We start from the raw sequence: 14,007 nt of genomic DNA on the forward strand, positions 1-14,007 counted from the left end.
ACCATTTCTGGCCTAATCCTGCAACAAGGCTTCGCCTTGTTTGCAGGATTTAGGTGATATATTGCTAACGTATTGTAAATGTTTTTCGCTGAGTTTTGGAAAACAAGAACGAACGACAGGGACAAACCATTGGAGTGTGTCAGTTGGAACGATGCGATAAGCCTATTGCAACTGTCGGAGCAAAAAGGTGGGGTTAGCCCCGTTTATACTATCAATGATGACACGGTAAACACCGACTTCAGCGCCAAGAGAATTACCGTTGTCTAACCGATATCGAGTGGGAATGCGCTGTGAGGTGAAAATGGGTACAAAAATACTCGTGAGGAGACGGAGAGCCTATTGGCAAAACGTGTGTTTTTCTGGACGGGAACGTTGGCGGGGTATAAAGAGGGCTATGGCGCACTGCTCCGATCAGCTCGTTTGATCCCAATGTGTCTGGCCTGTAGGATATGACCGGTAATGTATGGGAGTGGTGCTGGGATTGGTATGACAAAGAGTATTATAAGAGTAGTCTCGGCCTGACTTTCGCAATTTGTGGCAAAAAAAGGTCATTTTTGGGCAAGAATCATTGTGAAAGTCTTGATATTCAAGGGGTGGATTTTCAGAAAGCCTTGTAGTGCCGACCTTTTTGCATGACCCCTTGTTTTTCCAGGCACACCCCTCGAATTGCGAAAGTCGGGTTAGCTGAGTAATTATTGGAGGCATTGCCATATTGGTAGATACGGATAGTCACAAGAAAAAAACTTCCCGCTCGCCGTAATAATTAATAAATCCAAGACCTTCACATCCTATTTATTTTTTACCCAGGAGTGAACATCTGCTAAAAGGATTCCGATCCTATCAAGGGCATACTCATCATCTTCTATCACGAACATCTCTTTTTTCTTATCATCGAGCAACTATCTCGTTTAAAATGAAGCAAAAAGGTTGATTCCAGCCATTTTTTAGAATTGTAAATGGACAACAACGAAGTTGGTAACACGCAATCACATAATTAGTTATGATGATAAAAGGCTATTGGAATAATTATTGCTGCACGTTTTACTGAGACATTATAAGATTAGTTTGTTTTACTAGTAAAAAATTTTATGGAGGAAACGGTCATAAAAAAATAGAGACAGATATTCGGTCTAAATGTTTTTCAGCAATAAGTGTGGCATTGCTGGAAAAAGAAAAAAATGGAAAGGTGGTAAGGGGGGAAAGGGAATGAGGAAGGGGATTGGGAATAGTACAAATGCGATGCGGCAGGCAATGCTCAGATAGACTTGCATAAAAAGTTAAAACTTGAGATCGTTGTTCAGGATACAGATGGGGATCGGGTAGTTTGCATAATTATTGATGATGTATAAACGGGCGCAAATGGAGATGGTAAAATGTGTGTATTGCAGTAGAATCGATTATTTGCTACACACCGGTGAAATGGGAAAACGTGCTATTGCAGAGGGAATGGGCGTTAAATTATTTACCGGAGAGAAAATAGAGGGTGATGAGATCGTTGAGGTTTGTGAGAAGATAATTGAAGATGAAGATTTTACTTATTCAAAATTACAAAAGAGTGATAATAATGTTAACAAATATATTCAACCATAAAAGAAAGGAAATACTCATGCGTAACATATCATGGATGAAATTAAAATCTCTCGGATGGCTCATATTATATGGCCTCCCACTGGTTTTCTTTTGTATGCGTAATTCACATGCAGGCGATTCCAACGGTGCATTGACATTTTCTCTAAGTCTTGAAGGATTAAATGTCGCAGGAAATTTTGTTTGGGTGCTCATGGCAGCCTTCCTTATCCTGTTTATGCAGGCAGGATTTGTATTGTTGGGTGGACTTGTTAATTCCAAAAATATGCTCAGCTACATGACGCATTGCTTTATGGCAACGACGGCAGGCACCCTTATTTTTTGGCTCTTTGGTTTTGCTTTGATGTTCGGGGGTTCTGAACTTGGATCCGGGCTTGACAAGGGCAATTCCTTCATTGGCTACAGCGGTTTTATGCTTCTCGGAGAGACTTACGATGTAAAAACCGTTTTACTCTTTGTCTTCATGGCTGTTGTTGCGACATTTATTGGTAGTATTATAGCCGGTGCTATAGCAGAAAGGATGAAATTCTCCGCTTATTTACTGGCGTGTTTTCTCGTGTATACCCTTGTTTATTCTTTCTATGGTCATTGGGTATGGGGTGAGGGTTGGCTGGCAAAGTTACCGTTTGGTGTCGGCGCCAAGGATTTTGCCGGTTCCGGTGTTGTACATGCAGCCGGTGGAATATGTGCCTTTATGGGTGCGTGGGCATTAGGTCCAAGAATCGGCAGATTTAACCCGGATGGTTCCGCGAATGCCTTACCAGGTCACAATATTGCTTATGTAATTCTTGGGACAATTATCCTTGCCTTTGGATGGCTTGCTTATGATGCCGGAAGTACGCTTGCGATATCGGACTTGAGGTCTTCAATTATTGCAGCCAATACCTTTCTTTCTGGTGTCGCTGGTGCTGTTATTGTCATCCTATATTACTACATAAAGACAAAAAAGGTCAATGTAGCCGAGGCATGTAACGGTTCTCTGGCTGGTTTTGTGGCGATTTCAGGGCCATGTGCATATGTTGCACCCTGGGCTGCCGTCATTATTGGAATTGCTGGGGGTTTGTTGATGTGCTGGTCCACGTGGCTGATTGAACACAAATTCAGGGTAGATGATCCGCTTGGAGCAGTATCTGTCCATGGGGCTAACGGTCTATGGGGACTTCTCGCAGTCGGCATATTTGCTGATGGTTCATATGGTAATGTAAATGGATTAATTACGGGTTCCGGGCAACAATTCTTTGCTCAGCTTATTGCTTTTCTCGCTGTCATTGTGTGGGCAGGTGGACTTGGCTTTGCCATTTTCTTCGGATTGAAACATACCATTGGCATAAGAGTCTCCAAAACAGAGGAAATTGACGGTCTGGATATTAATATCCATGGCACCAAATGTTATCCTTCATAAGAGAAAAATAGTGAAGTACTCTTAAGTTTTTTGTAAGCAACAGATTGCTTCACTGTCGCTCCACTCCTCGTAATGACGTTTGCTTGTGTACAGGTTTTATGAAACGTTATGCTAGGGGGTTATTTTAGTATTACATCATAACACAGCAAAACCGCAACCAAATCCCCCCACTAACAAGTGGGACAAAAGGGGTGTTGATCTTACTTCTGTATGTATTGATCAGGGATTAGTTGCGGCGTTGCTGCTTTGGGAAATATCTCATTTGAGGTATGAAAAGTAAGGGATAATTCTAGGGTTAAATATTTTCGAAGAGCACATCCGGAAACGGGTATGATAAAAATTACCATAAAAAAATCTTTCTTAGAACTCTTTGAGGGTGATATTACTGAACAGGAAACGGATGCTATCGTCAACGCTGCGAACTCAAGTCTTTTGGGTGGCGGTGGTGTAGACGGTGCAATCCACAGGGTAGGGGGACATGCAATACTGGAAAGCTGTAAAAAAATAGGAGGATGTCCAACGGGGGAGGCGCGAATAACCACAGGTGGGAACTTGAAGGCAAAGTACGTTATCCATACCGTTGGGCCGATTTATTATGATGGCAAGAGAAACGAACCGGAATTACTGGCAAATGCGTACAAAAATAGCCTAGTCCTTGCATCTCAATATAAAATCAGAAGTCTGGCGTTTCCGTCTATCAGCACGGGCGCATATGGTTTTCCCATGAACGAAGCTGCGGTAATAGCTTTAAAAACCGTGATAGCCTATTTAAGAATCCATGTGGATATCCAGGTAGTGCGTTTTGTTCTCTTTAATTTAAAGGCATTTCAAATTTACGAAAAAGCCTTAAAAGGACTTATAATATAGAATACCGTGTTTTTCAAAACTGGATATCCGGGATGTTTTCCGGACAATGAGCAATGAACTCATGAAAATGATTGATTTTGACCGGCTGAGTGTTACGCTTTTAGCAAAGAAAGTAGGCTATGTGAAAATTTTGTACTGCCTAAGGATTGCGTAACACAGCACCGGAAAATGGACTCTCATATCCTAACCCGAACGAGTCGGAAAGGAAAAAATCCGAAGTGCGAAGTTTGTGCGTCAGTTCTGACTAAAATGACGACCGTGAGCGGTATAGCATTCCATTTCTAACAACCGTTTTTTTATAGAAATTCCAAAGGCATATCCGGTCAAAGAACCATTGGAACCGATGACCCTGTGACAGGGGATAACAGGTGGCAAAGGGTTTTTATTATTTGCCATTCCCACGGCCCTTGCAGCCAGAGGATGCCCGATCTGTTCCGCAACCCACTTATATGACCGATACTCTCCGTAAGGGATTTCTTGTAATTTTCTCCATACTTTTCTTTGGAACTCGGTACCTAGCCGTAGATCTAACGCGAAGTTGAAGTACACTTGTTTACCGTTAAAATATTCTTTCAAAAGCTCCACTTCAGATTTTAGAAGTGAATCATTTCTCTGAATTTTTACCGATGAGTAATGTCTTCCTATCTTTGTAAGATTCAAACAGGAAAAAGGATGTTGAAATGTTTCTTTTGTATTGCAGGGAAATAAAATTTGGCAAATTCCTTTCGTGCTTTTTGCGATGTATACCCGGCCGAAAGATGTAAGGAAGTTGCTATAAGAAATTGTTTCCGGATTATTTATCGGTGGTTTTGTGTCCAAACGTCAACCTGAAACCTTTAACAAAACCTATGATCGTTAAAGTAATAAAAAGCAAGGTAGCTAGTGCTGAGATTGCGAGGGTAATGATTGCCCACAATTCTTTTATAAAAATATTCCATCCCCTGAATTTTAATAAAGATATATCAGCCTTCTCAAGGAAAAAGAGAATCAGCGAAATGATAGTAAATCCGAGAACAAGATGTTTAATGTCTTGTTTATGAGGCGACATTGAAACAGTAAAAATAATAATTACCAATATGTAAAAGATGTGGCGTATGTCTTCTATATGAAGTTTGTTCCTGAAAGAATTAAGGGTGGTCCACACGGTATCAAGTAATTGTCGTATGAGATCGAAAAATCCCTTGAACGTAAAGTGTATTTCCTGAGAGAATGTGGTGTCGAGAGGAATAGGGTTAGAGAGTATCTTTGATAAAAAATAGATGAAAAAGGCACACCCAAAAATGGGTGCAGCTGCAATGATAAAGTCAAAGAGAAAAGGTACTTTTGGTTTATCATATTTAATTCCCATGCTATCGGAAGTGAATAAATTCAGTTCTTTAATAGTTGTGCCGGTTATAAGACATAGCAATGCGTGACTAAGCTCGTGTACAATAGTGCCGGGAAAGAGGAATCCCTTCACCATCCTGGCATTAACATACTTTGTCCATAATCCATAAGTAGCAAAACTAAGGAAAATGACCATGATGAGACCGATTGCTAACGAAAAATATATCATAACGTAGCACAGCCACAACCAATCCCTGCTCAATACATACAGGGACAAGATGAACCACCCCTTTTTCTCCTCCTTTGCAAAGATGGGAGGATAGGATGTGGGGGTTGTAAAAAATTTTTTATGAGGTAATACTCTATGGTGTACCTTTTTCCGAATATGTGAGGGTTAGATTAGCAGATGCACCTTGGTATGTCAACTCGAAAAGCATTTTAAAAAGGCTATTCTAAAGAATTGTTTGACGTAATGTAAATTGGTAACAAGATACTATTGTAAACGATAAAATATGAAGAATTGCTTTGCAATTTGGAACATGAAATATATAATACGGCTTTGGTTCACGGATGCAAAGGGTGAAATGGGAACAGATTGGCTCATTGTTCTCAGATAATTCGCGGTTACCACGGTGAACTCCATGACAAGCGATGCTCAGATTCTATGGGGACGTAGCTCAGTCCGGGAGAGCGTCTCGTTCGCAACGAGAAGGTCGGGGGTTCGATTCCCCTCGTCTCCATTTTTTAATAAAGCACTGTTTCGAGTATACCAACAGTTTCATACCCTCTGAAATTATCGGGGTAAGAAAGTTTTGTGTGCCTGTCTGATTATATTCTTACCGCGGTATAGCTGTAATCAATCCCAAGTCTCACTTTTTTAATTTACCGTTAACGATGGTAAATTGGCATAAACCCTGCAAATTGAATCAGAGAGCTTATCAGGATCGTGTCGGAGTAAATCTTGTTTTTCCCACAAGATGCGTTTCTGGCTAAGGTCCTCAACCAAGTCAGCTTTTTTAACGTTAATGTTTAAATTATAAACATCTTCATCCATTAAAACTACCTCGGCTCCTTCTTTCTGGTATTTATCCAGGATGTCTTTGCGGGGAATATTGTTATTTACAATCATATAATCCAACACGCCTTCTCCAAGATATTTTATAATGGCGTTAACATGGTGTGAAACTTTATAGAGATCGGTTTGGCCTGGCTGAGTGACAATATTGCAAATATATATCTTGGTCGCCTTGCTATTTCGAATGGCATTTCTGATGTCTGGAACCAGTAAGTTTGTGATAATGCTCGTATAAAGACTGCCAGGCCCTATTACAATAATGTCAGCCTTATGAATTTCTTCTATGGCCTCCGGCGGAGAATCTGCGTTGTCGTCTTTCAGGAAGACGTCTTTAATTGGTGACTTACCTACTGCACGCACGTTAAATTCTTCTTCTACATAGGTTCCATCTTCCAGTTCTGCACAGATATGCGTATTCGCGAGTGTTGAAGGAAGCACCTTTCCCCGAATGTTTAATATTTTACTTGCCCTTTTAATGGCCTGCTCAAAACTTCCTGTTATGTCCGTTAATGCCGTCATCAATAAATTTCCAAGGCTCATTCCTTCCAGCGATCCTCTATCAAACCGGTATTGAAACAATTGATATAATTCTCGCTCCTGTTCTTCTGTTTCAGAAAGCGCTACCAGGCAGTTTCTTGCATCTCCTGGTGGTAGTATTCCAAACTCCTCTCTCAGGACACCTGAGCTTCTCCCCGAATCAGTAACAGTTACGACAGCGGTAAGGTGTTTGCTGTAAGTCTTTGAACCCTCAAGCATGATGGGGAGGCCGGTACCACCACCGATAGCGACAATCTTAAGCTTGTCAGGCGTCTTTCCCATGTTATTGAGTTGAAGAATGGTAGGAATCTGAAAAATACGTTTGATCTTATAGTCTGGCCTGTCACACTCGTTTACAGCAGGCTCGTTCTTAAATCTCCCATGCAGAATCTGGATGGTGGTCATACCGAGTGATTTGGCGATTCGTAATTCATCCCGTGGTCTGTCGCCTACCATCACAGCCTCTCCCGGGCTGATATTGTGCCTTTTGAGAAGATCATACATGCAATCTTCCATAAGAAGTCCGATTTCCTGATCGTTAATTACAATTTCGTCAAAAAAAGGTTTTAAGCCCAGCATGTGTATCTTTTTTTCCTGACGCTCATGAACACCTACAGTTAACAGAAAAAGCCTATAGCCCCTTTCCCGTAATTCTTTAAGGGTAGAAATGGTATATGGAAAAGGTTGTATCTCAGAGACCTCACTGCTATTGTATGCCTTGTATGCAATATTGACCAATTTGTTATCTGCATAATATTTATTCACAATTTCGTTAAATACCAGATGATACGGGCCGTATTTTTCCGTAAGGTTCTTTTGAAGCTGATAAACCTCTTCTTCGGAACACGGGAGCCCTGCCTCCACCATTGCCCTGGCCGCACGCCTCCGTGATGCATCGATAAGCGAGCCGGTACAATCGTATAATGTGTCATCCAGATCAAAGACTACTGCCTTTATTTTCATTTACTATATCCTTTTTTATATCTTCGTATTGAGTAACTATTTTCTATTTACTGTGAGATAACAACACATTGTCGTATTTCATAATAAAAACTTCTTTTTTGGGAAACTTTTTGCCACCCTCCGCTCCTTTTATTAAATGCGGGCAGATTGCGGTTTTGCAACGTTATGTGATATTTTAGTAAGCAAAAATAATACCGTATTATTTCGATTGTTCTTTTCTTGCTTTATTTACCAACAAATGGGCTTGTCTTACTGGTTCTGGAATCCGATACCCATCGCATGTCGCCAGAGCGATACGAATTGCTAACGTCAAATTTATTTTGTGACCGGGAGATATAAAAATGGGGTTTGTGTTTACTTTTGTTCTTAGCGCAGCCCCGACAACCTTATCCTTGAAAAAAAGCTTAGAATACGCACCGGCAATATTTTTTACACATTGGAATTCTCCTACCAGCCGGCTTTTTGCACACCCAATGGCCCGTCTGTCAAGAATGAGCCCCATGTGTGACGCTAAGCCAAAATGACGCGGATGAGCTATCCCTTGTCCATCAAAAAGGATGACGTCAGGGTCGGTCTTTAGTTTTTTAAATGCCTTCAGCAATATAGGGGCTTCGCGAAATGAGAGGAGGCCTGGAATATACGGAAATCTCATCCTGCCAAAAGCCGTAGTCTCTTCAATCTTAACTAACCGTTTACCTAATTTATAGACAACGACACCAGCGAAAAAGAAATCACAATGCTTATCATAAGAAACATCTGCTCCCGCTACTGTAGAGATTTTCCCTGCAATTCTTTTCAGAATAAGCTGTTCTCGTAAAGCTTCCTGAACCTTAATGGCCTTTTTGTAACCGAGACGCCATGAATGCAACTGGTTGAATTCCATTTTTCTTGTGCATGTTAATGGTATGTTAATTTTGTGAATGGGAGACCTTTGTTAAGGTTGTAATATAGTAAACGTAACAAATAAGCATACGTGCACGTGTCACATGAGGGCGACGGTCCGAAGTAATCCCCAGTGCTGGGATTGTTCCGCAGAGTTTACACTGAGTAATGCGAATATGCTCGTAATGACATCGTTCTTTTTACGTTTACTATCGTTTGTCTGAACGTTTCATCACTTATTGACTATGAAGTTCTCGTGGGTATACCGCTCAAGCCAAATTCTTGTCCTATATATTCTATTCTCTCCCTTGTTAAGGCGCTTCCAATTCTTCAACCTGCGGGAGGTCTTTAATATCTTTTAAGCCAAAATATTCAAGAAATTTTTTTGTCGTGCCATAGAGTAAAGGATGTCCTAACGATTCATCTCTTCCGACAACCTTAACCAGATCTTTGTCCATAAGTAATCTGATGATCTGGCCAGACTGAACCCCGCGGATAGATTCTAAATTTGCACGCAATATGGGTTGCTTGTAAGCGATTATTGCAAGAGTTTCCAGGGCAGCCTGTGAGAGTTTTGTTTCTCCCGATTTTTTCCGTAATTTTGCTATCCATTCATAGTATTCAGGTTTTGTAAAAAATTGATAACCACCGGCAATTTCTTCAATCTGGAATGAACTGCCATGCACATTGTAATCGTTTTTTAACTGTGCAACAGCTTCCTGAATCAGATCGCTATTGGCGTCTTCAATAATGTCTGTGAGTTTACGAAGAGAAATGGGCTCTTCTGCAGCAAATATTAAGGATTCAACAATGGGTTTAATTTCTTCAATGCTTTTCATAGACTGCAAATATCTTTGCTCTTTAAAGCCTATTTTATCTCCCAAGCAGGGGGGTGAACCATGCCTTTTATTTTGTCTATCGCATTTTGTACAGCGTTAACCACTGCTCTTGTTGATATGGTAGCTCCGGTAATAGCCGTAATTTTTTCATTATCCCCTACCTTCGTTACAATCAGTTGATTGCAGGCTTTCTGTTTAAATTGCTGTTGAAACCAGGGTTGCGCTTTTTTCTCTTCTTTCAATAACCCGAATTTTTTTATTCTTTCAGGCTGTCTGAATGTTGGCAATTGCCATCCTTCTTCGCTATCCCAATCGACTGCCTTCGGTTCTTTACCAAAGATTATACTCCATAAGGTGGTTGTGCTTTCAACCTCCGTCATTTTTGTGCCAAGTCCGGGGGTCTCATTCTGAGCAAGAATAGTAATGCCAATAATTTTTCCGAGATTAGGTTCCATTCCAACCATGACTCTAATTTTACTTGAATATCCCTGAGCTTCTCCACATGCGGCATAACCAATAAGTTGCCCTGACTTGTTGAGTCCTTTATAAACGCGGTCCAGATCAGATGTTTCTGATGGTGTCACTTCATCGGGGGCGTCTTTCAGACCAGGCAATACCATATACAGTGCCTCGGTACGCACAGCCAGTTCCTTTTTCCTGATTGTATCTTTCGTAAGTAAGAAAATTGAGGATACGCCTAAGGAAGCCAAAAGGCAAACGGTCATCAGGGTAATGGTATACTGCACCTTTTTTTGCATATTAACCTTTTTTTCTCCTGGTTCCGTACAGCCTTGGTTTTGTATACCGGTCAATGAGAGGCGTTGCTGTGTTCATGAGCAATATGGAATAGCAGACACCTTCCGGATAGCCAGAATAGAAACGGATCAGCGCTGTAAGAATGCCAGCGCCAATTGCGAATATGATAAGCCCCCGCTTTGTTAGAGGAGAGGTAACCATATCGGTAGCCATAAAGAATGCACCCAAAAACAAACCCCCGGAAAAAATATGATAAAAGGGGTTATTCGCCCATGGAGTTACTTCCCGCTGGGGTAAAACGAGCACCATAACGAACATAGTTATAATATAGTAAACTGGGACATACCACTTGATGTAACATTTGTAGATTAAATAAGCACCGCCTAGTAAGAGAGCAATCACCGAGGTCTCACCAATACAACCAGGAATGTTTCCTACGAACAATTGGGTAAGGGTATAGATTTTTGCACCCGCTTCCTTTGTCAGCGGTGTCGCCTGCGTTATTGCATCCATCAGCTTTCCTTCAGAATCAATTCTGGTAATATTGTGGACGAGGTTGCCAATACCGTGATGCATGATGCGCCAATCTGAGTTGATTGCGGCAGGATAGGCTACCTGCAAGAATGCTCGCGCAGCCAAAGCAGGATTCCAGATATTGTTTCCCAAACCCCCAAAGGAGTGCTTTACAATGGCAATAGCAAAGAAAGACCCGATAACAGAAACATACCACGAAACGCCTGGTGGTAAAGTGTATGCAAGTAAAATCCCTGTTACAACCGCGCTACCATCTTTAATTGTGGGTATAACCGGTTGTTTCCGGAAGAACATAATGCCGGCTTCAGTAACAACAGACGTTAAACAGCAAAGAAAAATAACGGAAAGGCAATAATACCCGAAGGCAAAAGTGCCCGCGATTCCGGCCGGAAGCAATGAAAACACCACTGCCCACATAATCCGTGGAATATTTTCCCCATCATAGATATGAGGGGAAACGCTCATGATTAAATTATGACGAATTTCAGTTTGATTTGACACAAATGTTTATATAAAAATCACAATAGTTTTCGGAAAATTACACAACAGACTAAAACCGCTGGAATGAACCTGCATGCCGATCAGCACTTATATCGGTATTCCTCAGAAAAAATATCTGCAAAGATTCTGCGTTATCCTTTAGCCTTGCGTTTTGCAATCTCACTTTTTGCAAATTTGATGAGATGCACAATTGGTCTTTTTGCCGGACATACATAACTGCAGCAACCACATTCCTTGCACTCCATAACGTTATTATCAAGTGCCAGATCAAACTCTTTTGCTTCGCAGACAATGCTCAACTCACTGGGATTCAGTCCATAAGGACAGCTATCTACACAACGTCCGCATCGGATGCATGCTCGGGATTCCCATTGTTGAGTTTCACGCAACGCAAGTATACCGCCCGTTCCTTTGATCGTAACAGCGGTATCGATATTTCCCTGTGCTATACCCATCATGGGACCGCCAAAGATAATCTTGTTAACGTCCGGGGTAAGTTTTGCCGCTTCTAATAATTGTCTGACCGGTGTCCCCACACGCACTAAAAAATTTTGCGGATCTTTAACTCCATTACCGGTAACGGTGACAATCCTTTCAATGAGTGGTCTGCTAAATTTTACCGCTTCATACACAGCAAAAGCCGTCCCCACATTGACCACAACCACTCCTACCTCTAAAGGCAATTGTGTCGGCTTAAACTCACGGTTCAATAATGCCTTGATGAGTTGATGTTCTGCCCCCTGTGGGTACTTTACCTCCATAAGGTCTACTTTAATATTAGGGTCCTTTGCTACAGTATCCTTGAAAAGGTTATAAACGTCCCTTTTATTCTCCTCAATGCCAATATGCGCCTTCTTACACCCGATGCATCTCATTATCAGCTTTAAACCCTCTATTATCTCATGGGGTTTGTCGAGCATAAGACGGTAATCACAGGTAAGAAAGGGTTCACACTCTGCGCCGTTCAAGACCATCGTGTCAATGCTCCTATCTTTTGGCGGGGTAAGTTTCACATGCGTAGGAAAGGTAGCGCCTCCCAGACCCACAATACCAGCAGATTGGATGCTGTGTCTGATTTCTTCAGGAGAAAGATTGTCGGTATCCGCAGCCACATTCATATCTTCCATCCATACATCTTCCCCGGAATTTTCGATAACGACAGCAGGGCATTTTATCCCTGTGACAGGATGCGGCCAGGGAACAACATCCACAACTTTTCCTGAAACAGATGCATGCACATGAGCAGAAATAAAACCTTGCGCATCGCCGATCATCTGTCCTTTTTTAACAAAATCTCCTTTTTTTACCACAGGTTTGGCGGGTGCGCCAATATGCTGGCTCATAACCAGATACACCGTCCTGGGGAGCGGGATGGCTGTCATTTGCTTGCCAAGAGTAAGGATCTTCCCGTCCTCTGCCGGATGGATACCGCCAAGAAACGTTTTTAATTGTGATTTAACAAGAGTCATCATGGATTCAGTGTTTATCCCTCAAGGCACGATCAATCTGACGAACGGCCTGTTTGAGACGTAACTCGTTCTCTACAATTGCCAACCTCAGATACCCTTCGCCATGCTCACCGAAGGCTGCCCCGGGGGCAACCGCTACTTCGGCATCATTAATAAGTTTATACGCAAAATCCACAGAACCCATCGACCTCCATTTTTCTGGAATGGGAGCCCATACAAACATCGATGCTTTTGGTTTCTTGACATTCCAACCGATGCGGTTCAGTCCGTCACAAAGTACATCCCTTCTGTTCTGATAAATTTGGGCCTGTTCTTTGGTATATTTATTACATTCCCGGAGTGCAATGATTGAGGCAATTTGCACCGGTTGGAAGATGCCGTAATCGTAGTATCCCTTTACCTTCGCCAGGGTACTTACAATCTCCCTGTTTCCAACGCAAAAGCCGAGTCTCCAGCCGGCCATGTTAAAAGATTTAGACATGGTATTGAACTCTACGCCTACATCTTTAGCGCCTTTCACCTGCAAAAAGCTGGGCGGTTTGTAACCGTCAAATGCAATTCCACAGTAAGCAAAATCGTGGACAATAATAATATTATGCTTTCTGGCAAACGGTACAATCTCTTCAAAGAAACTTAGTTCAACAGTAATGGCGGTGGGATTATGCGGGAAATTTAAAATGATAATTTTAGGCAAAGGGTTGAGATTTTTGGTTATATTAATAAGATTTGACAAAAACATTTCATCGTCTGTGAGTGGTACACTTACAACATTACCGCCGGCAAGATTTACCGCATGGATGTGAATGGGAAAAGCAGGATTGGGAACAACAACGGTATCACCCGTTTCCAGCAACCCCAAACAGAGGTGAGATATCCCTTCCTTTGATCCAATGGTACACACCACTTCCTCAGGATCAAGGGTTACCGCAAATTGTTTTTCATAATATTTTGCAACCTCTCGCCTGAGATTAAATATGCCGTTAGCTGAAACCGTGTATCTGTGGTTTCTTGGGTCCTGTACTGCTTCACACAATTTCTGAATAACCGGCTGGGGTGTCGGGTCATTCGGATTCCCCATACCCAGATCAATTACATCTATATTATTCCGTCGTTTTTCATACTTTAATGCGTTTAATCGCCCAAACAGGTACGGAGGTAATTGTTTTACCCTTTCAGCAACACGAATAACAAACTCTTCAGGCATGGTTTCTTTTCTATTCTTATGGAATCAAATGTGTCAATTTATTAAAGAGCCTTTTCGATTTTCAG

The 14,007-nt window shown here is 41.7% G+C and carries 14 protein-coding genes and 1 tRNA gene; 6 read left to right on the forward strand and 9 right to left on the reverse strand.

The features are described 5' to 3' along the window. Positions 1 to 78: 78 nt before the first annotated feature. The 5 genes from BIY37_RS10240 (at position 79) to BIY37_RS10260 (ending at position 3,856) form a co-directional block, all read left to right on the forward strand. Positions 79 to 267, forward strand: a complete 189-nt coding sequence (locus BIY37_RS10240) for a hypothetical protein (protein ID WP_070067751.1) — start codon at positions 79 to 81, stop codon at positions 265 to 267. A gap of 182 nt (positions 268 to 449) precedes the next feature. Then, positions 450 to 617, forward strand: a complete 168-nt coding sequence (locus BIY37_RS14400; protein ID WP_420886193.1) for an SUMF1/EgtB/PvdO family nonheme iron enzyme — start codon at positions 450 to 452, stop codon at positions 615 to 617. A gap of 721 nt (positions 618 to 1,338) precedes the next feature. Further along, positions 1,339 to 1,590 (forward strand): hypothetical protein, encoded by a 252-nt coding sequence (locus BIY37_RS10250; RefSeq protein WP_070067752.1) that lies wholly within the window; start codon positions 1,339 to 1,341, stop codon positions 1,588 to 1,590. A gap of 16 nt (positions 1,591 to 1,606) precedes the next feature. Then, positions 1,607 to 2,989 carry an ammonium transporter gene (locus BIY37_RS10255; RefSeq protein WP_070067803.1) on the forward strand — a complete coding sequence of 461 codons (1,383 nt, stop codon included), beginning with the start codon at positions 1,607 to 1,609 and terminating at the stop codon, positions 2,987 to 2,989. 330 nt (positions 2,990 to 3,319) lie between these two features. Further along, positions 3,320 to 3,856, forward strand: coding sequence for an O-acetyl-ADP-ribose deacetylase (locus BIY37_RS10260; protein WP_070067753.1), 537 nt, complete (start codon positions 3,320 to 3,322; stop codon positions 3,854 to 3,856). Between the two features lie 234 nt (positions 3,857 to 4,090). Here the strand turns inward: BIY37_RS10260 and BIY37_RS14405 are convergent, their stop codons facing one another. Then, on the reverse strand, positions 4,091 to 4,675 hold the full coding sequence (locus BIY37_RS14405) for a methylated-DNA--[protein]-cysteine S-methyltransferase (RefSeq protein ID WP_420886194.1): 585 nt from the start codon (positions 4,673 to 4,675) through the stop codon (positions 4,091 to 4,093). Continuing rightward, a complete protein-coding gene (locus tag BIY37_RS10270; protein ID WP_070067754.1) occupies positions 4,650 to 5,411 on the reverse strand; it encodes a M50 family metallopeptidase in 762 nt (253 codons plus the stop codon). Before BIY37_RS10270 ends, BIY37_RS14405 begins: the two co-directional genes overlap by 26 nt. 437 nt (positions 5,412 to 5,848) lie before the next feature. Between BIY37_RS10270 and BIY37_RS10275 the strand changes: the two genes are divergently transcribed. Then, positions 5,849 to 5,922 (forward strand) — tRNA-Ala (locus BIY37_RS10275). 137 nt (positions 5,923 to 6,059) lie between these two features. Here the strand turns inward: BIY37_RS10275 and yvcK are convergent. The 7 genes from yvcK to BIY37_RS10310 all read right to left on the reverse strand — a co-directional run bounded on the left by yvcK (position 6,060) and on the right by BIY37_RS10310 (position 13,942). Then, the gene (gene yvcK / locus BIY37_RS10280) at positions 6,060 to 7,757 is read right to left on the reverse strand and encodes a YvcK family protein (RefSeq protein WP_080325016.1); all 1,698 of its coding nucleotides are present in this window, start codon (positions 7,755 to 7,757) and stop codon (positions 6,060 to 6,062) included. Positions 7,758 to 7,956: 199 nt separating this feature from the next. After that, a complete protein-coding gene (locus BIY37_RS10285) occupies positions 7,957 to 8,640 on the reverse strand; it encodes an endonuclease V (protein ID WP_070067755.1) in 684 nt (227 codons plus the stop codon). Positions 8,641 to 8,950: 310 nt separating this feature from the next. Continuing rightward, positions 8,951 to 9,478 carry an SMC-Scp complex subunit ScpB gene (scpB, locus tag BIY37_RS10290; protein ID WP_070067756.1) on the reverse strand — a complete coding sequence of 176 codons (528 nt, stop codon included), beginning with the start codon at positions 9,476 to 9,478 and terminating at the stop codon, positions 8,951 to 8,953. A 29-nt stretch (positions 9,479 to 9,507) separates the two neighbouring features. Beyond that, the gene (locus BIY37_RS10295; protein ID WP_070067757.1) at positions 9,508 to 10,236 is read right to left on the reverse strand and encodes an RnfABCDGE type electron transport complex subunit G; all 729 of its coding nucleotides are present in this window, start codon (positions 10,234 to 10,236) and stop codon (positions 9,508 to 9,510) included. Between the two features lies 1 nt (position 10,237). Next, positions 10,238 to 11,233 carry an RnfABCDGE type electron transport complex subunit D gene (locus BIY37_RS10300; RefSeq protein WP_070067758.1) on the reverse strand — a complete coding sequence of 332 codons (996 nt, stop codon included), beginning with the start codon at positions 11,231 to 11,233 and terminating at the stop codon, positions 10,238 to 10,240. Positions 11,234 to 11,400: 167 nt separating this feature from the next. Further along, positions 11,401 to 12,741: an electron transport complex subunit RsxC gene (rsxC, locus tag BIY37_RS10305; protein ID WP_201789429.1), complete on the reverse strand. Its 1,341-nt coding sequence runs from the start codon at positions 12,739 to 12,741 to the stop codon at positions 11,401 to 11,403. Positions 12,742 to 12,745: 4 nt separating this feature from the next. Continuing rightward, positions 12,746 to 13,942 carry an aminotransferase class I/II-fold pyridoxal phosphate-dependent enzyme gene (locus BIY37_RS10310; protein ID WP_070067759.1) on the reverse strand — a complete coding sequence of 399 codons (1,197 nt, stop codon included), beginning with the start codon at positions 13,940 to 13,942 and terminating at the stop codon, positions 12,746 to 12,748. Between the last annotated feature and the right edge of the window lie 65 nt (positions 13,943 to 14,007).

This window comes from Candidatus Brocadia sapporoensis, assembly GCF_001753675.2.
In the GTDB taxonomy this organism is placed as follows: domain Bacteria; phylum Planctomycetota; class Brocadiia; order Brocadiales; family Brocadiaceae; genus Brocadia; species Brocadia sapporoensis.